Source organism: Actinoplanes sp. NPDC049265, assembly GCF_043197135.1.
Taxonomy (GTDB): Bacteria; Actinomycetota; Actinomycetes; order Mycobacteriales; family Micromonosporaceae; genus Actinoplanes.
Genome location: NZ_JBICSP010000043.1, coordinates 1 through 22,700 on the forward strand (window position 1 = coordinate 1; position 22,700 = coordinate 22,700).

Below are 22,700 nucleotides of genomic sequence, written 5' to 3' on the forward strand. Positions count from 1 at the left end.
TCCAAACACCAACGTGGACAGTCGGGCGGGGTGAAACCGCAGGCAAAAAGGGTGGGCCGCCAGGGACTCGAACCCTGAACCTAAGGATTAAAAGTGCGGAATCGGTACGTCGTCTACAAACGCATTATCGCCGATGCGAAAGCGGCAAGGACGGACCCGGGCGGACATTGCCGGTAGCCGGCAGCGGCTGCTTGGGATCCGCCGAGCAATTCGATGTTGATTCAGCGCGGGTCTAAACACGAGATGCTACGTCAATGCATTGATCGAACAAGATTGGTGGCAGTCCCCGCCGGATCAGCGATGGTAAGTACGTCAAGTGCAGCGTCATAGCAGCTCGGGTCGGACAGCGCCTCGTGCGCTATTAGCCAGAGCGATTCCCGAACTCGGGAGATGCACCGCTCGCCAAGGGCATCGTTTCCGCGTTCGACCTCATCGGCGACTGGCGCAGCAGACAAGATCAAGAACATTAATTCAAGCACTGTAATTCGAACCCAGCGCGGCCTGGGTCCGGCCAATGCTGCCGCTAAGACGCTAACTGCTGGTTCAGCCACACTGTATAGATTGGCTTGGGGGGCAATCCTATTTTCTAAAGAGTCCTCGACGGCATCGATCATCTCGGGATCCGACCTGAGAAGCGACGTCAAGATTTGGCCGATGTCTGCCGCCGGGACGCCGTCGATCTGCCGATAGCTGCCCCAATCAGTTGCTTCGATCAGCAGTTCCGCAAGACCGGCAGGGCCAGTGCCCACCTTAGTCACCCCACACACCTCCAGATTCACCAACGGTGCCGGGAGGGAACATGGATGGCGGGTATTTTGCTTGACACCTCGGGCACACTGTATGAGGTCTCCAATCCAGCTCACCCGTAATCTTATTCCTTCGCCAAGCGTAAGGCTGAGTCATCTTCGCGCCAGGCATACGGTCTTGGATTATATCCTCCGCATGAATTTCGCTGCCCCGAGGGCCATTACCCGTGCCCATCACATTGCCTTCTGCGTCGTAGCCCCCAACGTAGACGGGTGACTGGCGGTTCGGTGCGCCGTCGGGCTTCAAGCCAGCCTCATTACGGGCACGCTCGGCCGCTGCCAACCCGCTTTCACCTTCTACGGCGCCGCCACAGTTGTGGACTAGGACCGGGGTCTCGGCCGCCAAGACGTAAAACGTGTGTATGGCGTTGACGGTGAGGTTGTACATTGCCGCGCTGCCGCTGAAATTCCGGACGTGTAGGACAGCAACACCTGTGCCGTAACGCGTAGCGACAATTTCCAGCGTCTCGACACTGTCAGCATCCACCCATCTACCCTGCGTCATGCTCCAGAACGGATGGTGCTGTGTGGTGTGGAGAGTGGCCGCTCCGTGCCGTGTTTTGACCGTCAGGTCGGCGAGATCGGTGTCACGGTTGATGTGGACTTCGGTCACCTGTTGAGAGCGGGTGAATCCGGTGACGGGGTCGGAGGCTAGAACCCGATCTCCTACTTCAACCTTGGATATGGGTTTAGTGGAGCCGTCCGCCATAAGGACTGGCGTTGCTGGTGCGAAGCTGTTTCCTGCGCATCGGATCGGCATTTTGAAGAGGCGGCCGACGCCTTCGGTGGCGACGATGGAGGCGACGAAGAAGGTGAGGTGTCCGGCGCATTCGGTTGCGCTGGCGTCGGAGGTGCACCCGAGCTTTTGCGTCGCCCTCGCGCAGCCGCCGAGCGGATCTCCCAAGAGGGTTCCGAAGATGTTGCACTGGTTCAGATCCCAGTAGAACTTGGCTTGGTCGATGGCGGTGGACTTGAGCCTGTTGCAGTTGTCCCTCCCGTAGTAGGAGGTGCTGCATTGGTTCATGTCCCAGGCGAGTTGCAAGGTTCCGGTGCCGGTGGCCTTGAGGTCATCGACGAAGGTTCCCCAGAATCCGTGGTCTTCTTTCTTGGATTGGCCCGAGCTCGACGGGTGGGCCGGTCTCCCACTGCCTTGGGGCGGGTCCCGATATTTCGGCGGGTTGATCGGCTTGGGTTTGCCGGTGTTGTCGTCGAGGTCGGGATCTTTGGCGCGGAGGCCTTCGGGGTCGGAGAGGGTGATGGGGTTGTTGCCGGCGTAGGTGTAGCCGCCGAGTTGGTTCGGGTCTTTGGTATCGAGGACCGGGTCGGCGCTGATGAACCGGCCTAGCGCGGGGTCGTATTTGCGGGCGCCGAGGTCGGTGTAGCCGGTGGTGGCGTCTTTGGGGGCGCCGAGATAGCCGCGTACGGGGTCGGGCCAGATAGCGGGGTTGGTGGTGGTGCGGGGTTCCCCGTAGGGCTTGTATTGCTGCCGGGAGAGCGCCTGGGTGGTGGTCTCCATGGCGATACCGGCGGTGCCGTGGGCGTCGCTGATGATGTAGTGGTTGCCACCGTCGGGGAGGGTGGATCGGATGGCGACCGCGTCGCCGGTGCCCCCGTGGGTGATGATGCGTGACGCGCCCAGCAGCGCCGGTGGGGTGCTGGTGAGGTCGGCGACGACCTGGCTGTCTCCGGCGAACAAGGTGGAGCGGCCGGGGTCGCGTCGGATGAGCTGGTTGCCGTCCGCGTCGTACAGGTAGGTGGTGCTGGTCGGGTTGGCGCCGGTGGTGGCGACCTTGGCGATCCGGCCTTCGGAATCCCAGGTGAGGTTCTGGCCGGGTTGGGCGGCGTTGGCCGGGGTCCGCTGGATCAGCTGGCCGACGGTGTTGTATCGGAAGGTGCTGGATTGGGGTCCGCCGGTGGTGGCGGTGAGGGTGTCGGGCTGTGCGCCGGTGCTGTTGCAGTTGGCTTGGCAGCCGTTGGTGTAGGTGGTGGTCGTGTCGGCGTCGCCGGTGGTGGAGTGGTCGACGAGCTGGGTGCGGTTGCCGGTCTTGTCGTACGTGAAGGTCTGCCAGTAGGAGCCGGGGCCGGCGGCGATCGAGCCTGCGGCGGGCTCGGCAGTCGCGGGGCCGGGGCAGTCACCGGCGGCGGTCCATGCCTGGGTGAGCCGGGCGAGGTTGTTGTAGCGGTAGCACTGGGTGTCGGTGATGGTGTTGCCGGTCTCGGACTGCTTGTCGACGACCGATAGTGGGTTGCCGGCGGGGTCGTAGGTGTAGGTGGTCTGGTCGACCTGCGGTCCGATGCTCTGGGTACGGCTGAGGGTGCGCCCGGTGAGTCGGCGGGTCTGCGCGTCGTAGACGTAGTCGACGGCCGCGGTGGTGGTCGCGGAGCCCATGGTGATCTGGCTGGGCTGCCCGTTGTTGTTGTAGACGGTGCCGGCGACGTACGCCTGGACGCCGACGGTGCTGGTCGGGCTGCCGAGCGCCGTGTAGTTGTAGTCGATGGTCTCGCCGCTGAGGCGGCCGACAGTGGGTTCGGTTTGGCTGGTCAGCAGCTCGGTGTTGGGTGTGTAGGCGTAGGTGGTCGTGTATTCGCGCGGTAGCGGTGATTCTTCGTTCGGCAGGGTGATGCGCTGACCGGCGGGTTTGCCCAGTACGGAGTAGCCGGTGACGGCGACGGTGTACCCGGTCGAGACGTTCTTGACCCAGCGGGTCGAGGCGGTGAGCTTCCCGATTCGCAGGGTGTCGTAGATCCAGGAGGCGTACTTGAAGTTCGCGCCGCGGTCGATGGCGGTGACCTTGCGGCCGAGCAGGTCGTAGGTGAAGTCGAGCCAGTTGTTGCGGCCGTCCCTGGTGGAGGTGACGTTGCCGGCGTCGTCGTAGTTGGTGACGCTGGTGCCGGTGTCCGGATCGATGTGGCTGGTGATCCGGCCGAGCAGGTCGTAGTTGTCCCGCCATTGGGTGCCGGCGGTCCCGTTGTCGCCGGCCGGGCCGATGGTGGTGGTGAGCCGGCCGGCCGCGTCGTACTGGTAGGTGATGTTCTGGCTGGTACCGCCGTTGACGGAGTATCCGGTCGTCCGGTTGCCGCTGACGGTGGGCAGCGTCGTGTACTGCTGCAGGCGGGTGAGCTGGTCGCGAGCGTTGGTGGTCTTGGTCGTGGTGACACCGCCGGTGGGCGGGATCACGGTGGTGGTGTCGCCGGTGTAGGCGGTACGGGTGAACCAGGTCGCCCGGAAGTCGTGCTCCTCGGTGACCTGGGTCGGCCGGCCCATCGCGTCGTATTCGGTGACCGTGCTCGACGGCATGTCGGCGCCGACGCGATCGGTGAACAACGTGTCGGACGGTGGTGCGGCGACCGAATAGGCGTTGTTGACGAGCACGGTCCAGCCGTGGGAGTCGTACTGGGTGTCCGACACGGTGGTGGTGCCGTTCTCACCGTCGGTCTGGGTTTCCAGCTGCCGGAGCAGGCCGTCGTAGAGCACCTTGCTGGTCGCATACGGGCTGCTGGTCGCGTTGGCCGGCCGTTCCAGCATGGTCTGGGTCGTGACGACGTTCGGGCTGGTCTTGGAGATCTTGTACGTGTACTTCAGGTTGGCTTCGGCGCCGACGGCCTTGTCCTTGTTGGGCAGCCACACCGCGGTGAGCCGGCCGAGGGCGTCGTAGGTGAGGGAGGTCTTCTGCCCGGCGGCGTCGGTCTTGGTCAGCGGCAGCTGCCGCGCCTGTTCCATGATGACCGAGGAGAAGTGGCAGTCGGCGGACGATGTGGTGACCGCGGCGCAGTTCTTGCCGGCGCTGGCCTGGGTGATGGTGTCCACCCGTTTGGGCAGGGCCCCGGTCGCCGGTGTGTACCGGGTGTAGGTGGTCTGGGCGATGCTGTAGGTGGCGTTGCTCAGCCCGCCGGCGGGTGCGGTCGACCGGGGCGTACTGGTGGCGCTCTTGACGCGGCCGTAGTCGTCGTATGCGGTCTCGACCATGTCGATGAAGCTGCTGGCGGTGGCGCCGGAGGCGGCCGACGCACGCTGCACCAGGGTGGGATTGCCCTTGGCCGGGCGTGCCGGCGATGGGTCGGCGTTGGTGGCGAACGGGTTGCCGTCGTACGAGGTGCGTTCGTCGTAGATCAGGTTCCCGGCGGGGGCTGCGCCGGCGCTGGGGCAGTCCTGGTCGGTGGTGATCTTCTCGGCTGGTACGACCATGGCGGCGGCTGCGCCGTCCAGGTAGCGGGTGAACGAGCACTGGGTCGTGTTGCCCGAGGCGGCGACGTCTCCGCGATCGGCGACCTGCGTCGGCATGCCCGTGGTCGTCTGCCGAAGTGTGGTGTTGTAGAAGGTGTCGATTTCGGTGCGACGCCAGCCGGTGGACACCTTCTGCCGCTTCAGCGTCTTGGCGTCGCGGACCATCTGCGCGGTCAGTGCGGGCAGGCCGGTGCGGCTGCGGGTGGCGGTAGGGCCGATCATGGTCGGCACGGTGATGGTGGCGTTGTCGACGGACGCGGCAGAGCCTGCGCCGGTGTAGGTGAGTGTCTCGAACTCCCGGCCGGCGTAGGCGGCGTGATCGGCGACTGTGACGGTGCCGTCCTGGCTGGTCAGCGGATCGACGCTGCGGGTCCGTCCCCCGGGCAGGGTGTCACCGTTCATGCCGCGGAAGTAGAACGCCTTGGTGAGGGTCTTCTGGTCGAAGACCTGGGCACCGTCGTTCTTGTGGAACGTCGAAGGGTCCCCGGTGGTGAGATCGACCTCGCCGTAGCCGCGGAACTGGCCCCAGGTGCGGTAGCGCTTCTTGACCACTTCGTTGTCGTCGTAGTGCCACGCCGGATCTGCGTAGGAGTACTCGCTGACCAGGCTGATGTCGCCGTCCTGGTAATGATTGTGCTGATCGATGGTGGAGACCCGTTTGACCCGGTAGGTGTGGAACCAATCGATCAGCGGACGGGGCTGGCCCTCCGGGGTCCAGTAGACCGGCTGGCATCCCGTGGTGTTGGTCGACGCGAACTGCTGCGCCTTGGTGTCCTCTTGATCCTCGAGGTCACTGTCGGGCAGGCCCGAGCATGGCGCCGCTTCATAGTCGACGATGGTTTCCGCGCCGAACTCGGTGGTGATGTTGCGGATCCGGTTGTGATAGGCCAGTGGCAGACCGTCGTTCTTCACCCGGTTCGGCAGCTGCTCAAGGTTGAAGGTCACCGCCGGCGTGGTGGTATCCGTCGTGGCTTCACCGAGACGGGATTTCCCGGTTCGCTGGATCGACTCGAGCCACAGGGTGGGTGCGTGGTCGCCGCCGTCGGGGAACGTTTGGGTGAGGTCGTAGCGGTCGACTGGTTGGGGCGTGCCGTCGACCTGGATCTGTGTGGTGATCGAGGCGAGCCGTTTACGCGACCAGAAGCTCGGTGAGTGCATGACGCAGTTCGTCGCGTCTTTGACGCAGTTCAAGTCGACCGGGGTGTCCGGCCAGTACTCCGGGTGATTGTCGGTGAACTGGCCGTCGTCGCAGTTGTTGCCGGCGGGGGAACCTTTGATGCAGCGTTCGGTGGTGTCGAACAGCACCTGTGCGGGCGCGGTCGCCGAATAGACCGTCGCCTTGGTCATGCCGTAGTCGATGCGGTAGAGGTAGCCGCCGCGGATGAAAGGCACCGCGGTGTTCTTGGCGTTGGCGCCGTAGAAGCCGTTCTCCGGCTGGTAGTAGTACGCCATCGCGTTGCTGTTGGTGTCGACGACGTAGTCGAGGTTGAAACGGTAACCCAGGGTGCAGGCGGTGTTGGCGAACACGCCGTCCGGGCAGTCGGCGACGCCGCCGTGGGCCTTGTAGACCGGAACGGTCCAGACAGAGTCGGTGGTCCTCTGGCCGGACCAGCCAGGCAGCCGGTTGAGCCCGAAGTAGTACTGCACGCCGTCCTGGGTGACCCGGAAGTACTCGCGGTTCTTCGTACCGTTATCGGTGCCGTTCGTGGCTCCGGTCAGGTCCTCGATCTTGGTGGTGGAGGTGTCATCGGCCGGGCGGAAGGTATTCAGGTCATCGTCGTAGACGATCGGCGTGGAGTGCCCGTTCAGCGACAGGGTGAGGATCTGGCTGGACCAGCACAGGTCCCCGCTGCCGGCCGGTGCACCGGAGTCGTCCATCTCGCTGCAGGACTGATAGGTGCGCTCGATGTAGTTCTGCGTGGAGCTCCAGCCGTCGCCGATCCAGGAGGACTGGTTGTTGCTACCGGCGGTCCGGGCGTCCTGGGTGGTCGAGTCATAGGTGAGCGAGAGAGTCGGTGCCAGGCCGCCGATCGGCGGGGGCACGGCGATGGGGTAGCTGTAGGTGAATGCTCCGGTGTTCCCGCCGGCCGACCAGGTACCGCCGGGAGACAGACTCGTCGCCTTGTAGTCACCGGTCGGCCCGTCGGCCTTGGCGGTCGCCGCCAGCACGACCACGTCCTGGCCGGCCAGCGGCAGCCGGGTGGCCAGCGGCGCGGTGACCGCGGTCCGGAGCGGCGTCTGGGTGCGGCAACGATCCAGTTGCGGGGTGCTCAGTGCGCACGCGGGCAGCTGGACCAGGCGCAACCGGGCGGCGTAGTCGCCGCCGTAGGCGTTGCTGAAGCTGGACGCATCGACATCGACACCGACCGTCCCCGTCCCCGCGGTGGCGCTCAGGCTGAACAGCGCGCCGTGTACGCCGGCGGCCTGCGCGGTCGACTGGTCGGCGGTGGTCACCCGGACCTGCTGGGGTGCGGGGCCGGAGCGTGCCCTCGATACCGAGATCGGCGTTGTGCCGGCTTTCACCGGTGCCGGCGCGGCGGACCGGCCGTCGACCTTGCCGGCGGCGGGCAGTGCCACCGTGGCCTGCTGCGCGCCGGGCAGCGACGCCCGTGCGGCGGGATTGAACTTCGTGTACGGCTTGGGCGGCGTGACCCTCGGCGCCGGACGCGGCGCCACCAGCTTCACCGCCGGTTCCTTAGGCGGCGCGGGGAGCATAGGAGCGGCAGGAGCGGCTTCTGCCGGATGCTGGACGGTCAGGCCCGAGATCGTCATGACGGCGACGACCGGTAGCGCAATGAGGCGCCGCCGGCCGACCGGCAGCAGAGTGCGGCCAACGTTGGTGGACAGCATGAAACTTCCCGCCCTTCCCCGTACGCGGCGCCGCAAGCCATTCATGCCGGACGATCTCCGGAGCGGCGCGCTCAGCGTACGGGGCGCGGCCGAACGTGCGGTGTCCTAATTTGATCCACAAAGGACGTTTCATTCTGAGATTTCGCTGTGTGATTGAACCCACACTCTGGGTTTGGGCATCGAGTTGGGTCGAAGTCCGGCGGTCCGGCGGCTGACAATGACGGCCGTTCGCGTTCGCGGTACCGCCACGCGCCCAGTGAAGGAGCCCCGAGGCAGATGGTGTCCCTCGCGCCGTACCGGCGCCGACTGTCGTTGACCACCGCCGTCCTCACCGCTCTGGCCGCTGGGCTGCTGACAGTCGCGCCGCCCGCGCACGCCGCGGTGCCCGCCCACCCAACACCGGCCGGCAAGCGTGCCGTACCGCCGGCCGACCCGGTCGCCGCCGCGATCAGCAAGGCCCGCGCCGAAGCCCGGCAGGTGCCGGTACCGCGGCTGACCGACGAATACTCCACGACGAGTGCCAACCCGGACGGCACCCTCACGACGATCCACTCCTCGGCACCCGAGCGGGCGAAACAGGACGACACCTGGGTTCCGATCGACACCACCCTCGTCCGGCAGAGCGACGGCAGATACGCGCCTCGCGCGGCGACCACGGGACTGACCATCGCCGCCGACCGCAGCACCGCCCTGCTGACCATGAAGCACGGCTCCCGCCAGATCTCTTTCACCTGGCCGCAGGCCCTGCCCACTCCGGTGGTGAACGGCGACACGGCCACCTACCCCGAGGTGTATCCCGGCGTCGACCTGCGAATCACCGCCGACCCGACCGGCTACTCATCTGTGTTCGTCGTCAAGACCCGCGACGCCGCCCGCGCCGGGGCGCTGCAGACCATCGACTTCGGGCTGACCGGCAGCAACGTCCGTATCGGTGAGACCGCCAACGGTGGTGCCGAGGCTGTCGACATCGCGAGCGGTGAGCAGGTTTTTCACACCGACACCGCGTTGATGTGGGACAGCACCCCGCCCGCGGCTGCCGCCAAGGCGTCGGCCGGTGGCGCCTCGGCTGATCCTCCGGGCCCGCAGCAGCCGGGCCGCAACATGGCCGAAGTGCAGATCGACATCGAGCAGGGCAAGCAGCGGCTGACCCTCGACCAGAATCTGCTCACCGGGGCCGGCACCACCTTCCCCGTGTACGTGGACCCGGTCTGGTCCGGCTCCCCGTCCCCGTCTCAGCTGCACTGGGCGCGGATCTCCTCCAACGGCTGGAACTACTACAACTCCACCTCGAGGACCGGAGCCACCAGCGCCCGCATCGGCCTGGACCAGTGGCCCGGAGGCGCCGGCGAGACCGCACGGACCTACTACCACATGAACACCTCGGGCATCAAAGGCGCGCAGATCTTCTCGGCCAGCCTGTACGTGGTCGAACGACACGCCTCCTCCTGCAGCAACACTCCCGCCGTCGTCTACGCCACCGCCCGCCCGAGTGCCTGGAATGCCTCGGCGCTGAATTGGGGCAAACAACCGGCCAAGAAGAGCGGCCTGCTGTCCAGCGTGAACAGCCGCCAGGTTGACTGCAACACCTCCAAGGAACGGGTCAGCCCAGCCAGCCTCAACTTCAACGTGCTCAGCTACATCAAGGCCGCCTCGGCCAGTCAGATGAGCAACGTCACCTTCCTCGTGCAGGCCGCCGACGAAGGCGACAAGTTCCACTGGAAGCAACTCGGTTACGGTGGGGGCGCCACCCTGTCGGTGACCTACAGCTACAAGCCGCAGTTCCTCAACGGCACCGGCAATCCGACCCTGACGCCGTCGGTCATCGACAACGGCGTACGGCTGACCACCAACTCGACCCCGACGCTGTCTGCGCAGGGGTTCACGCCGAAGGTGAACGGTCAGCAGGAGAACGTGCAGATCACTTACCAAATCTTCCTCGCTGGCCTGAAGGTCCGGACCGGGTACGGGCCCGCGAGCGGCTACACCCTCAACGGGGCGCCATGGCATGTGACCCCACCACTGCCCGAAGGCAACTACACCTGGAAAGCGGCCATCAAGAACGCCTCCGGCGTCTGGGGCGGCGTCTGGTCGACCACCCAGGCATTCACCGTCGACACCAAGAAGCCCAACCCACCACAGATCAAGTCAACTCAGTTCCCGCCCAACCAGCTCGGTGGCTCATACACCGATCGCGGCGTGTTCGAGCTGATCGCCGACAAGACGAACAACGTCAACGGCTACCTGTTCACCCTCGACGGCGACCTGAGCAGCGTCACCAAAGCCGGAGACGGCACCAAGTGGGAAAGCTCGACGGTGATCCAGCCGGGAAAGGTGTACCTGGCCACGGCTGACAACGACAACGGCACCGGCACCGGCACCGGCGTCGTGATCAACGGGTCCGCTGGCGTCACCTTCCCGCCGGGCACGGCCGGCGGCCACAAGATCGTCGCCAAGGCCGTCGACCGTGCCGGTTCGACCTCAGCGCAGACGATTTACCCCTTCTACGCCGGCAGCAGTACGCCCATCTTCGCCACCGGCGACAAACTCATCAGCGGCTGGACCGCCACCAACGGCGACGGCAGCACCACCGTCGTCCCGCCGGCGACTACCACCAGTCAGACCGCCATGATGGTCGCCCAGGAGGCCAAGCCCGGCCGGTACTACATCAGCGACGCGCAGGCGTTCCTGGCCAACCGGTCCACCACCAGCAAGGTCGCTAACGGTGACAGCGCCACCTTCTACATCGACCTGCCGACCTCCGGTCTCTGGGAGATGGGCGCCAACCTGACCACCGCCGCCGATTACGGCACCTACACCCTCACCCTCGACAAAGGCACCGCGAACGCAACCACACTCATCACCGGGTTCGACGCCTACGGCACCGGCGTACTGACGACGTACCGGAACTTCGGCATCGTCAAGGACAGCAGCAGCACCCCACGCCAGCTGGCTGCCGGACTGCACACCATCACCCTCGACGTGACCGGTAAGAACACCGCCTCGACCGGCTATCAGGCCGCGGTGGACGCGTTCCGGCTCGCCCCCGCGCTGAGCTGCTCGATCAACGACACGACCCGCTGCCTCAACAACACCGGCATCAGCACCTACACCGCCGGCACGAATCCCACCGTCACCGTGGCCGACGCCACCGGTACGGGCATCAGCCTGGACGCCGGCTCGCTGCGCGCCACCGGGTGGACGCCGGCAAGCACCGTCACCGTCAACGGGGCCGCGATCACACTGCCCGCCGCGTACGGCACCGGCGCCTCGGACAACATGCTCTCCTCCGGCCAGCTGATCACCGTCCCGGCCACCGGCGTCGTCACCAAGGGCAACGCCGTCGTCCTGACCGGCTTCGCCACCGGCCCCATTCCCGCCGACCGGCGCGGAACGATCACCTACGGCAGCGGCTGCGACGTGACCAGCCAGACGTTCACCCTCGACTCCATCGCCGACTGGGCAACCACCACACCGGCGGACGCCGCACTCACCTTGGCGCGCCGCAATAAGAGCAACGCTACGCAGGAGAACGTGCCGGTCAGCGTCTTCGCCATCACCGTCCCGCTGGCCTGCCCGGGGGTCCCGGTCACCGGCATCACCCTGCCGCTGGTCACCAACAGCGTCGCCGGCGGCGTCCCGGCTCTGCACATCCTCGGGCTAGGCATCCGCCCCACCTCCGCCACCGGCAGCAGCACCGCGCCCGTGCGCTGGACCGGGAGCTGGGCCACCGCCCAGGACACCGCCACCGTCAAACAGACCAGCGGAAACACCACCGTCGACGCCACCCTGAACAACCAGACCGTGCGCATTCCCGCCCAGCTGAGCATCGGCACCTCCGCCGGCCACCAACTGCGCGTCCGGCTGGCCAACAGCCTCGGCAAGACACCGGTCACCTTCGACGCCGTCTCACTCGCCGCGCAGGACACCACCACAGGCGGGGCAACGGCCGCCGCCACCCCGCTGCCCGTCACCTTCGGCGGAGCACGCGAACTCACGCTGCCCGCCGGCGCCGACATCCTCAGCGACCCGATCACCCTCGCTGCCCCCGACCGTACCGGCCTGCTGATCAGCATCAAGGTCCGCGGCACCCTGCCCGCGCTGTCGGGGCACCAGGACGGGCGTACCCCCGTCTATGTCAGCGCCGCCGACAACAGCGACCACACCGGCGACAAAGCGGCCACCGCCTTCACCGCATCGGCCATGCTCGGCACCCCGTTCCTGGCCGGCATCGACGTCACCACCGCACCCTCCAACCCGGCCGGATCGGTCGTGCTCTTCGGTGACCAGACCGTCAACGCCGACACCGCTACCCGTGACGGACGCAGCCAGCTCGACAACCGCCTCGCCGAAGCCCTCGCCAGCACGCCGGCAACCGGTAACACCGTGCCGTTCGGCGTCCTCAACCTTGGCTCGAGCAAAGCCAAGCTCCCCGCCATCACGGCCAGCGAGCCGAACACCGCGACGGCCACCCTCGACCGAACGGTGCTCAACCAGAACAACGTACGCGCCGTGCTCATCTCCGCCGGAACCAACGACCTGCTCGCCTGTACCGCCGCCACCGCCCAGGCGTGCGCCGGCCCGGTCACCGACAAACTGACCGCCCTGGCCGTCCAGCTGCGCCGCTTCACCACCGACGACGCGAACAACCCGAACCGCATCCCCCGCGGCGACACCGGCGCCCTCAAGATCTACCTCGCCACGCTGCCACCGTTCATCGCCACCGCCACCACGGCGCAGGAACAAGCCCGGAGGCTGGTCAACGACTACATCCTCGGCATCAACGGCAGCAACGCGCTGCAGGCCACCATCGACAACACGGTCGACTTCGCGGCGGCGGTAGCTGCCGACAGCGACCACAACGCCAGCACCACCCACGAGGATTACCTGAAGGCCGGAAACCCCCCGACGCCCAACGATGACTACTACCGGGAGCTGGCGGAGCAGTACCTCAACGACGTCGACGGTCAGGACTGGGCCACCGAGGACCCGACCGGCGGTACCGATCCCGGGGCCGAGCCCGTCGCGGTCTGGAAGTTCAACGAGGGCAGCGGCACCACCGCCAGCGACACCGCCGGGGTCGGGACCGCCCACGACGCCACGCTGCACCAGGTGAGCTGGAGTCCCGGGCGCGTCGCCCGACACTTCGCCGGCACCTTCAACGGCACCGGCAGCTACGCCGAGACCGACCTCAAAACCAACACCGTCCAGAGTTTCACCGTCAGTGCCTGGGTCAGGCTGACCGACAAAACCAGCGACCGCACCGTCATCGCCCGCGAATCCGGAAACGGCTTCGCCTCCCTGTACCTGCGCTACCAGCAGGCTTCGGACCGATGGGTCGTGCAAATGCCCTCCGCCGCCGCAGGCGACGCCGTCACCTGGCACGAAGCGATCTCGTCCGCGCCGGCCCGCACCGGACTGTGGACGCACCTCGCCGCCACCTACGACGCCACCCTGCAAACCCTCACCGTCTACGTCGACGGCGTCGCCGACAGCGCCGCCGACGACGTCAAAGCCTTCAACGACCCCAACGGGCCTACCTGGATCGGACGCAGCGACACCAGCTGGTTCGCCGGCGACATCGCCGACGTCAAGATCTGGAACCGAGCCGGCAACGACGCCGAACTCGCCAACGACGCGGCCGCCACCCCCGTGGCCCGCTGGGAACTCGACGACGACGCCAACCCGGCCACCGCCGTGGACACCTCAGGCGAGCACAACGACGGCACCCTCGCCGGCAGCGCCACCTACGACGAACCCGGCCACTTCGACTGGGACGAGAAAGCGGTGCACCTCGACGGCACCAACGCCGCCGTCACGGCCCCGCAACTGCTGCGCACCGACCAGTCCTTCACTGTCGCCGCCTGGGCGAAACTGACCCGCACCGACGGCACCTACACCGTTCTCAGCCAGGACGGCACCAACACCAGCCGTTTCGCGCTGCAATGGAACCAGCAATGTGGCTGCTGGCGGTTCACCAGCGCCGACGCCGACCAGAACACCACCACGAGCACCGCCGCGGTCGCATCCGCGAGCACACCCTTGAACACCTGGACCCATCTGGCCGCCACCTACGACGCCGGCGCCAACACCGTGACTCTGTACGTGAACGGAGACGTCGCCGGCACCGCGATGACCACCACGACGCCGTGGAACGCCCCGGGCGCCTTTGCCGCCGGACGAGCCCGCCGCAACGGCAGCACTGCCGAGTGGTTCCCCGGCGACATCGACGCCGTCCGCACTTACCAGGGCCTCCTCACCGCGGACGCGATCAAGGGGCTGAGCACTCTCTGACCATCCGGCGGACGAAAGGGCCACCCGCGGGGCCTCGCTGGCGGGCATGTCTCGGCGAGGCTCGCCCGGCGGCATTGTTGGCTCTTGGGAAAGCTTGTTCCCTGTCAGGGTGACGGATGCCGAACGGCCGGAGCCGCGGCGCCACGAGCTGCCCGAGGAAACTGGTCTGCGGGTTTGCTGCGGCGGCTTGGCGCCCGGCGCAAACTGCCGACAACCCAACTCACTGCTGCCGAAGCAAGATCATCGACGCCGCCGGACGGCGGTGACCGGTACGTCGGGGCCCTGAGCTGCAATGATGCGGTTCTGATTCTGCCAACTATGGTCCACCAAGCCCCTGACCAGGGCCAACGCGAATCGATTGTTGGCAGTTCAAGAATCGTTCCGCTCGAAGTGCTTTGAGCTACGGATATGCGGTGAATCGCGCAGGTGCGCGGCAGGCCCGCTGTCCTGGACAAGGATATGCCTCTGCTTGCTACCGGCGGCAGCATGATTCTGTGAGTGCACAACCTCTGCCGCCGGTCCCTTCGCCCGAGGAACCTGCCGGCAACAAGCCTTCGCTGGCGGAGTTGCAGGGTGTCGCACACGACCTCGGCAAGGCGTCGCCTGACCTCCAAGCTGCAGCGATGCGGCTTCTGAGCGTCCACTCGCCGGAATCTGGCCGGCTTCGGCTGGTGGGCCGGGCACGTAAGGTCAGCGTCTCCATGCCCGAAGACCTCACGGCTGCTGTTCAGCAACGTGTAGGGCGGGGCGATTTCAGCCAGTATGTGACCGAAGCGGTTGCCAGGCAGCTTGAGCTCGACCTCCTTGGGGAAATCGCGGCCCTTCTGGAGTCGGAGCACGGACCGGTCTCTGACGAGGCTCTGGATGAAGCGAGGCGTTCGTGGCCCGACGCTCGGTGAGCAGCGGCGGAACACTTGTCGTGGACAGTGAGGGTCTCGCCAAGCTTGCTTCGGGAGACGATCGAGTTCGCGCCTTCCTGATAACAGCACGCGAACGTGGCGCCCGAGTGGTGGTCAGCGCCATCACGCTGACCGAGGTGGTCCGGGGCGGGCCTCGGGATGCTTCGGTCCATCGCGTGCTGTCCCGAGTCGTCGTGCTCCCGGTGAGTCAGGAACTCGGTCGGCGAGCGGGAGAACTTCTTGGCACGGTCGGGCTGTCCGGGCACAGGTATGCCATCGATGCGGTGGTGGCGGCGACGGCGTTGGAGCTACCGCGCCCCGTGCTCCTGCTGACCAGCGACCCCGACGAGCTGGCCCGCCTCGTGGAGGAGCCGGAACGGCCCAAAGACCAGCGGATCGCCGTAGTGCACGTGTAATTTGACCGGGCATCCGAGCGGCGAACCGGGTAAGGGTGTGCCAACGGCCCTCAGCCGGGCGCACCAATCGCGGCAGAGCAGAACGTCGGATCGCGGACGGTCGATGAGGCCGCGCGACAGTCATGCGCTGAGCGTAGAGGCGGGGTGGAGGCCACGCTCCTTGGCCGGAACCCGCCCGCCATTGGAATCGGGTCTGCTTGATATGCGGATGTCTCGTCGCGTGGTCTGCGAGTGGAGTGTTTTGGCCGTGGCGGGGTTGGCCTGGGCCCGGAGACCGGGGTGTCGATCGGTTCGGTGTGCAAGAAGAAGACATGCTGGACGTCTTTCTGCCCGGCCTCCGGCTCCTCGCCGACCGATACTTTACATGTAATACTTCTTGTGTACGATGCTTTACATGTCAACAACCGATGGCGGGTCGGTGGACCGATGGCTCGACGACCATGAGATGGCAGCCTGGCTGGGCTACCGGCGCATGCGCTTGCGCTTGGACGCCGAGATCGCTCGTGACCTCGAGCAGTCGTCCGGGCTTTCGATGGCCGACTACGACGTGTTGTCGACGCTCGCCGACGCAGAGCACCAAGCCGTCCGTGTCGGCGTCCTCGCGTCGAGGCTGAGCTGGTCACAGAGCCGACTGTCCCGACAACTCGGCCGCATGACGGCGCGCAGCCTGGTCGAGCGAGTCAGCGTCCCTGGGGACGGCCGCGGCTTCACGGTTTGCTTGACCGACGATGGCCTGACGGCCCTCACCCAGGCCGCGCCGGGACATGTCGAAGCGGTGCGGCGCTGCATGATCGACGCTCTGACGCACCAGCAGTTGGACGCACTGGCGAGCATCGCCCGGACGATCCTGGCCCGCCTCGACTCCATCGGCGCACCTCGACCGCTCGACGTGGATTGATACCGCACACCGACAGGAGGATGTCATGACCACACCCATCAGCGAGACGCTGCGGTCACGTGTCACCGTTCCCCGCCTGGACCTTGACTGGTCCGGTGCGCTGGCCAAGATCAGCGAAGCTGAGACCTACCTCGTCGCGACCGTCAGCCCGGCCGGCCGTCCGCACGCCGTGCCGGTTCTTGCCGTCTGGGTCACCGACACGTTGGTGTTCAACACCGAGGTCTCAGCTCGCAAGGCGCGGCACCTCGTCCAGAATCCGGCCGTCGCCGTTTCGGTGGCAGGCGAGAAGTACGACTTCACCATCGAGGGGACAGCCGAGCAGCTCGTGGATACCGCCGCGCTGCAAGCCGTCGCCGACGCCTTTCCCCGCAAGTACGCGTGGTGGCATCCGCAGGTCATTGACGGACATTTCGTAGCCGACGACCCCGGCATCATCCGTGCCGTCTATGCCATCCACCCCGAGCAGATCTTCGGCTTCGGGAAGACCAAAGGTTTCAGCGCAACCCGCTGGCGGTTCCCAACAGTCTTGTAGCTATCGCAGCCGCACCAGGGCCGGTCCTCATCCATCCAATGGGTGACCGGTGCTCAACCGTTCACCCGTTGGTTGATCACACGCACGCACATGCCGCTGTCATCGAAGCCTGCTCCGGTGTTCTCCACTTTCGTATGGCCGGTCGGTGACGTCGTCATGGCGCTTGTCCGCGCCGGGTTCCAGTTCGAAGCGTTCCACGAGGCCCCCCGAGCCTGATCTGTACGCCGGGCTCGGGGAACCAGCGAACCGATTGCCAGCCTGTTACGTCGTCAACGCCAGCAAAGCCCGTAGGACGACCCGCGGGAATAGTTGGCTGCCAGACCGGCAGTCTCCTTGTCAGGGTGTCGGTATCGGTCGGCAGGATGGGGCCTGATCGACGGCATGGCCGCGAGTGGTTCGGGGTGGAGATCTCAACCGTCCAAGGTTTGGACGGGTTGTCTGGTGATCGTGGCGATGAGGTCGAAGTCCTTGTCGATGGCGAGAACCGTCAGCGATGCTTTCTCGGCCGTTGCGGCGATCAGCAGGTCGGGGATCGAGGGGGCGCGGTGCTGGCCTTGGTCGGCCAGCAACATCTGTACTTGGAAGGCGCGGTCCTCGATGGCGGGCGTCAGGTATTCGATCGGCATCAGCGACAGCGGGGGAAGGGCGAATTGCCGGCGTCCGGCGTCTCCGGAGCGCGCCGAGTAGCCGAGTTCGAGTCGGGTGATGGTAGAGAGCCGGACCAGGCCGCGGCTGATGCGTGAACTCCACTCGTCTCGGTTCGCGGCTTGGTCGAGTTGGAGTCGTACGTACGCGGACTTGTCGATCAGCCAGCTCGTCACCGCCATGCTGCGTCCATCACCGCTGGGTCGGCCAGGTCGGCGAAGGCCTCCGCAGACCGTTGCCAGTCGTCGGCGGTGACTGTCTGTTTCCCGGTGGGTGTTAGGCCCTCTTCGAGTTTGCGGCGGAGGTATTCGTTGCGGGACAGGCCGAGGTTTGCCGCGACAGCGTCGATCCGGTCGACGGCTTCCTGGCTCAGATCGCGGATGAGGATGTTGGCCATGACACACCTCCACAGCGTGTGGTGATATCACGATATCATCCACGCTGTGGCGAGGGGCCGCCGCGTCGTCGATCGGAGGCCGGTCTTGCTGGTCGGGATGCTGTCGATCAGACGGGCTTTCGATGCGCTCGTAGGAGCGGATCGGCAGCGGCATTCGACGGGTGGAATCGGAGCCGGGCCCGTCAGGTCGCGCGTCGGTGTGCGGCCGGTAGCGTCACGATTTGGCCCTGAGCTGCGGGTATGCGGTTCTTAATCTGCCAACTATGGTCCAGCAATAGGCCCTGACCTGGGCAAACGTGAATCGATTGTTGGCAGTGCGCGAACCATGTCGGTCAGACATATGGTGAGCTGGGATTACCCCCTGCTAAGGCGGTCACGATGGCGGCCACCCGGTAACCGGGGCCGCCTGGCTCGTGCGCAGAGATGATGAGGAGCTCAATGCGTTGCCGGTCTGGGCGTTGGCGCCGCCGGACGTGGCGCGAAGTTTAGGTGCCGGGCGTTCTTGTTGCGGCGGTCGGGGCCGGGACCGACTTCGTTGGTGTCTTGCGGAGACCCAGCAGCAGCACTGTGGCCGATGAGAGCAGTACCGCCGGTACGGGCAGATCGCGCGGATCGAACGATGTCACGCCCGCAACGCCCGCTTCCGCGACGAAGATCTTCTGAATGATGTAGTTGAGCTGGTAGACGCCGACGGCAAGGCATGCCGCGGTGCCGAGGGCGTAGCCCCAGGCGGTCCGGCGCCAGAGTTGAACCGCTGCCAGGGCAACCGCGGGAACGAGCAGGGTGAGGTCGAGCGCGTAGGCGAGGTGTACCCGTTGCGACGGCATGGGCAGCACGTCGGACGGTTGTTGTCCGGTGATGGCGAATCGCACCGCCGCCACGCTGTACAGCACCAAGATCGCCGCTGCCGGGAGCGCCAGCAGGACGCTGATCCACCGGACCGGCGTGCGGGGTGCGGACCGCCCGTCAACCGAGGTGACGTCGAGGGCTGTCAGTGCCAGCCCGAAGGCGAACACTGACGACACGAATGCGGCCACGTGGAGCAGGAACAGGTCGTTGAACTGCGCGCCGAAAACGTAGTAGGCGAGGTTGTAGATCGAGTAGGCGAGCATCCCTATCCAGGCCAGATGCGCTCGCAACGAGCCGCGTATGGAGCCGATGACGGCAAGGGTCAACGCCGGCATGCCGACGATCATGGTGGCCAGATCGTTGCCGCGAAAGGCCGCCGCGGCCACCGCCGCTTCAGGATAGAGACCATCGATTAGAAGCCCACCCGTAGCGGCGGCGCCACTCAGGACCAGCACGAGTCCACTCGTCGCCCATGCCAACCGTAGTCTGGTGCGGGCCTTCCCACCGTGGACGTCCAAAGGGTGAGGCCGGCCGCGATCATCGGTCCGGATGTCAGGTACCGACGGGATATCCATGTGAGCCTCCAGGTGACCGCTACGCCCCAGGGTGACGCGAACCGACCGCGGCGATTCGACGGCAACGTAGGCAGGATCGCGAGGAGACCGCCAGGGCCGGGCGGCCCGTTGTCCTAAGGCTGAACAGGCCGCCGTACGGCGGTCGTGCGGGGTTCGGTTCCTCCGCCGGCGAGCCGAGGGGGTAGGCCGCTCGTCAGCACTTCGCAGTGGACAGACCGCATGTTTCAGTCAACACTGAAACCTATGAAACAGCCATCCGGCACTGAAGAGTCCAATCACGATGCCTCAGTCGGACCGTCGGTGGACGTGCTGGAATGGGTCGAACGGCTCGCCAAGTACTGTTCGGACCAAGATGGCGTGCCGTTGATCGCAGGGCGCGTGCTCGGCTGGCTGATGATCTGCGACCCGCCCGAGCAGTCCGCACAGCAGATCGCGACCGCGATCGGTGCCAGCCGGGCGTCGCTGTCGACGAACCTCCGGCTGCTCAGCTCCGTCGGGTTCGTCCGCGTCCTGACCAAACCGGCAAGCCGGACCGTGTACTACCGCGTCGACGACGACGCCTGGGAGAAAGTCGTCCAGCGCCAGATCGCCTCGCTGGCTTCCCTAGGAAACATCCTGCACGACGGCACCCCCCTTGCCGGTCCGTCACTCGATCGCGGTGGACGCCTCGCCGCCGCCAACGAAGTCTTCCGATGGATGCAACAGATCTTCGACAACGCGCCACCGCTGCCCTCATCCACCCGCGCAGCCAAGGAGTAGCGACGATGACAGCACGACCACTTGCGGCACAGACCGCCTTCGGCCCGATGGTCATCGCCGCATGCGAACAGATCCTCCCAGCGGATAAACGTTTGTTCGACGACCCGGACGCCGTTCGTCTGCTACCACCCAGCCAACGCCTGATCGTCGGCGCCTGCCGGTGGAAACCGGTCTACCAACTGCTCGTCCGGGCCACCGACGTTAAGGCGCAGGGACTCTGGGCCAGCATGCTGTGCCGTAAACGGTATGCCGACGACAAGGTCCGCGATGCTTTGCACGACGGCATCAAACAGTTCGTCTTCCTCGGCGCCGGGCTCGACACCCGGCCTGCCCGCCTCGTGGCACCGACCGGCGCCCGCTCGTTCGAGACCGACCTGCAAGCCAACATCGCCTACAAGAGCCGCCGCCTCATCGAGACCTACGGCCGGCTACCGGCTAACACCACCCTCACCGCCGTCAATCTCGAAACCGACGATCTCACCGCCGCGCTCACCGCGGGCGGATTCGACTGGAACGAACCGGCCATGTTCGTCTGGGAGGCCGTCACCCAGTACCTGACCGAGGACGCAGTCCGCAAGACACTCGCCTGTCTCACCCCGGCCACGTCCGGGAGCCGGCTCATCTTCACCTACATCCGCCGCGACTTCCTCGACGGCACCGAGGACTACGGCGCCGCACCGGCACGGCGCGAGTTCGTCATCAAACGCCACGTCTGGCACTTCGGGCTGCTCCCCGACGAGACGCCCGGGCTGCTACGCGACTACGGCTGGACCGAACACGAACAAGTCGGACCCACCGAGTACGCCGATCGTTACCTCAGCCCCCTCGGACGAGACCTGACCGTGTCGCAGATCGAACGATTCGTGTACGCCGACCGCTCGACCGACGAGGCTCACACCTGAACCGAAACCATCATCATCAACATCTCTGCAAGGGTTTGGGCGAGGAGGTTGCCGCCTTGGCGTTCGTGATCCAGCAGTGGTGGGCGGGCGGCCACGGCCGCAGCGCCGACGATGGGCCGATCGGATCGGCATGGTGGCGCTACGGCGGGCGGCGGCCGCTGAATCGGTCAGGTCGTGCGACGGCGTACCGCCGGTAGCGTCACGATTTGGCCCTGAGCTGCGGGTATGCGGTTCTTAATCTGCCAACTACGGTCCACCAGCTCAGAGGCCATGTCCGATCGATGGACATGGCCTCTTCTGGTAGCTGAGTGACTACAGCGCAAGGTGTCCGGCGTGATGTCATAGCCACAACGGATACGCCGTCTCACCCAAGGCTGCGCCACGGACTCCGGACCTCAACTGCTCCAGGGTCTCGACAGGACATCTCAGCGATCGGTGAGCCTTCTTGTCAGTTAGGTGACTCGGTCGGACGTTGGCTACTGGCTGAGCCGCTCGGCCAAGGTAGCAACGGCGAAGTGTGGAGTTGTACGCGACCGGGGTATGACGGCACGGCTGCCATCAAAGTGCTGTCCAACCAGCGCAACGCGGAGCGCTTCGGCCGCTTTCGAAACGAGATTGGTTTTCTACTCACTCAGCGGCAGCGCCCAGGAGTAGTACCGATCGTGGATCACGACCTGGACAGCAACGGCAAGGTTTGGTACGTGATGCCTCTGGCCGTTCCACTTCGTGACGCCCTGGAAGGCGATCGAGCGACACAGGGCGTTGTCGAAGCGATGGCCGCGATCAGCGCAACGCTTGCAGCCCTTGCAGAAGGGGGCATCGCGCACCGAGATCTGAAGCCTGACAACTTGTTTCGCCTCGACCGCGCATGGTGCATTGGTGATTTTGGACTTGTCAAATACCCGAATGGAACACCGCTAACGAGGCATGGGCGCAAACTTGGTCCGGCCGACTTCATGGCACCCGAAATGCGGGAATGCCCCGATGAAGCAGATCCCGCGGCCGCCGATGTCTACTCATTCGCAAAAACCCTATGGGTCCTGGTGGCCGGAGCAAACATCCCATTCCCCGGCGCGCACCGCGCCGACGACGAAATCTGTCGACTCACCGCACGAGTCGACTACAAATACGCTCCAGAGCTGGATCTTATTATCGAGAGGTCCACGGCTCGCGATCCGACGTCTCGACCCTCAATGCGCGAGGTCGCAGAGGAGTTGTCAGCGATGCTGAAGCCGCCTGCTGATCAGCCAATTTTCGCTAGTGGGGAAGATCTTGAGCCGCGTATCGCTGCGCTGACTGCTCGACACCAACGGCGCGCGGACGACCGGACTACTACGTACACCCGGATCGCGAGGTCATGGGAAAGGATGCGCGAGGAGGTAGTCAGGCCAGCCTTCTTCGCCCTCGCCGAGCGCCTAGATGGCTTCGGTACTCGTCACCCAACCGAGGTGGCGATGCCTCGATCCCTGATTTCGACACCATCGATCGAGGTTGGACACAGCAGATGGGGCGGAATTAGGCATCTGTCGCGCCACAGTCGCGGCAGATCCGGACAACGGCTGGCGGTCTGGTGGCTCGGCAGTCAGGCAGCATGATGAAGATCACCCAGCCGCCCGACGCGGACGGCGAACCACTGCCGTGAATTCCGTCGTATGG

13 protein-coding genes are annotated in these 22,700 nt (G+C 65.9%); 8 read left to right on the plus strand and 5 right to left on the minus strand.

What is annotated here, in order from left to right; genetic code table 11:
• Positions 1 to 251: 251 nt before the first annotated feature.
• Both ACGFIO_RS43815 and ACGFIO_RS43820 read right to left on the minus strand, forming a co-directional pair.
• The gene (locus ACGFIO_RS43815; RefSeq protein ID WP_392837105.1) at positions 252 to 758 is read right to left on the minus strand and encodes a hypothetical protein; all 507 of its coding nucleotides are present in this window, start codon (positions 756 to 758) and stop codon (positions 252 to 254) included.
• Entirely contained in the window at positions 751 to 7,716 is a 6,966-nt protein-coding gene (locus ACGFIO_RS43820) for an RHS repeat-associated core domain-containing protein (RefSeq protein WP_392837108.1), read from the minus strand. The genes ACGFIO_RS43815 and ACGFIO_RS43820 overlap by 8 nt, the downstream gene beginning before the upstream one ends.
• Positions 7,717 to 8,157: 441 nt before the next feature.
• Here ACGFIO_RS43820 and ACGFIO_RS43825 point away from each other — a divergent pair, with 441 nt between their 5' ends.
• The 5 genes from ACGFIO_RS43825 to ACGFIO_RS43845 all read left to right on the plus strand — a co-directional run bounded on the left by ACGFIO_RS43825 (position 8,158) and on the right by ACGFIO_RS43845 (position 16,917).
• Entirely contained in the window at positions 8,158 to 14,172 is a 6,015-nt protein-coding gene (locus tag ACGFIO_RS43825; protein WP_392837110.1) for a LamG-like jellyroll fold domain-containing protein, read from the plus strand.
• A 494-nt stretch (positions 14,173 to 14,666) separates the two neighbouring features.
• Complete coding sequence (locus ACGFIO_RS43830; protein WP_392837113.1) at positions 14,667 to 15,071, plus strand: hypothetical protein; 405 nt, start codon at positions 14,667 to 14,669, stop codon at positions 15,069 to 15,071.
• 20 nt (positions 15,072 to 15,091) lie between these two features.
• Positions 15,092 to 15,487, plus strand: coding sequence for a PIN domain-containing protein (locus ACGFIO_RS43835; RefSeq protein WP_392837115.1), 396 nt, complete (start codon positions 15,092 to 15,094; stop codon positions 15,485 to 15,487).
• 394 nt (positions 15,488 to 15,881) lie between these two features.
• Positions 15,882 to 16,385 carry a MarR family winged helix-turn-helix transcriptional regulator gene (locus tag ACGFIO_RS43840; protein ID WP_392837117.1) on the plus strand — a complete coding sequence of 168 codons (504 nt, stop codon included), beginning with the start codon at positions 15,882 to 15,884 and terminating at the stop codon, positions 16,383 to 16,385.
• Between the two features lie 25 nt (positions 16,386 to 16,410).
• Positions 16,411 to 16,917 carry a pyridoxamine 5'-phosphate oxidase family protein gene (locus ACGFIO_RS43845; RefSeq protein ID WP_392837119.1) on the plus strand — a complete coding sequence of 169 codons (507 nt, stop codon included), beginning with the start codon at positions 16,411 to 16,413 and terminating at the stop codon, positions 16,915 to 16,917.
• A gap of 410 nt (positions 16,918 to 17,327) precedes the next feature.
• On the opposite strand, the gene ACGFIO_RS43850 is transcribed toward ACGFIO_RS43845, so the two are convergent.
• The 3 genes from ACGFIO_RS43850 to ACGFIO_RS43860 form a co-directional block, all read right to left on the minus strand.
• On the minus strand, positions 17,328 to 17,744 hold the full coding sequence (locus ACGFIO_RS43850) for a PIN domain nuclease (protein ID WP_392837121.1): 417 nt from the start codon (positions 17,742 to 17,744) through the stop codon (positions 17,328 to 17,330).
• Positions 17,735 to 17,959, minus strand: a complete 225-nt coding sequence (locus ACGFIO_RS43855) for a hypothetical protein (RefSeq protein ID WP_392837124.1) — start codon at positions 17,957 to 17,959, stop codon at positions 17,735 to 17,737. Before ACGFIO_RS43855 ends, ACGFIO_RS43850 begins: the two co-directional genes overlap by 10 nt.
• A gap of 485 nt (positions 17,960 to 18,444) precedes the next feature.
• Positions 18,445 to 19,263, minus strand: coding sequence for a hypothetical protein (locus tag ACGFIO_RS43860; RefSeq protein ID WP_392837126.1), 819 nt, complete (start codon positions 19,261 to 19,263; stop codon positions 18,445 to 18,447).
• Between the two features lie 420 nt (positions 19,264 to 19,683).
• On the opposite strand from ACGFIO_RS43860, the gene ACGFIO_RS43865 reads away from it, so the two are divergent.
• The 3 genes from ACGFIO_RS43865 to ACGFIO_RS43875 all read left to right on the plus strand — a co-directional run bounded on the left by ACGFIO_RS43865 (position 19,684) and on the right by ACGFIO_RS43875 (position 22,639).
• On the plus strand, positions 19,684 to 20,142 hold the full coding sequence (locus ACGFIO_RS43865) for a GbsR/MarR family transcriptional regulator (protein ID WP_392837129.1): 459 nt from the start codon (positions 19,684 to 19,686) through the stop codon (positions 20,140 to 20,142).
• Between the two features lie 5 nt (positions 20,143 to 20,147).
• The gene (locus ACGFIO_RS43870; RefSeq protein WP_392837131.1) at positions 20,148 to 21,044 is read left to right on the plus strand and encodes an SAM-dependent methyltransferase; all 897 of its coding nucleotides are present in this window, start codon (positions 20,148 to 20,150) and stop codon (positions 21,042 to 21,044) included.
• 308 nt (positions 21,045 to 21,352) lie between these two features.
• Positions 21,353 to 22,639 carry a protein kinase gene (locus ACGFIO_RS43875; protein WP_392837133.1) on the plus strand — a complete coding sequence of 429 codons (1,287 nt, stop codon included), beginning with the start codon at positions 21,353 to 21,355 and terminating at the stop codon, positions 22,637 to 22,639.
• Positions 22,640 to 22,700: the final 61 nt, after the last annotated feature.

Bases quoted from the DNA above. Each gene is read 5' to 3' on its own strand.
- ACGFIO_RS43825 (WP_392837110.1), top strand. From the start codon at position 8,158: ATGGTGTCCCTCGCGCCGTACCGGCGCCGACTGTCGTTGACCACCGCC.
- ACGFIO_RS43840 (WP_392837117.1), top strand. From the start codon at position 15,882: ATGTCAACAACCGATGGCGGGTCGGTGGACCGATGGCTCGACGACCAT.
- ACGFIO_RS43845 (WP_392837119.1), top strand. From the start codon at position 16,411: ATGACCACACCCATCAGCGAGACGCTGCGGTCACGTGTCACCGTTCCC.
- ACGFIO_RS43850 (WP_392837121.1), bottom strand. From the start codon at position 17,744: ATGGCGGTGACGAGCTGGCTGATCGACAAGTCCGCGTACGTACGACTC.
- ACGFIO_RS43855 (WP_392837124.1), bottom strand. From the start codon at position 17,959: ATGGCCAACATCCTCATCCGCGATCTGAGCCAGGAAGCCGTCGACCGG.
- ACGFIO_RS43870 (WP_392837131.1), top strand. From the start codon at position 20,148: ATGACAGCACGACCACTTGCGGCACAGACCGCCTTCGGCCCGATGGTC.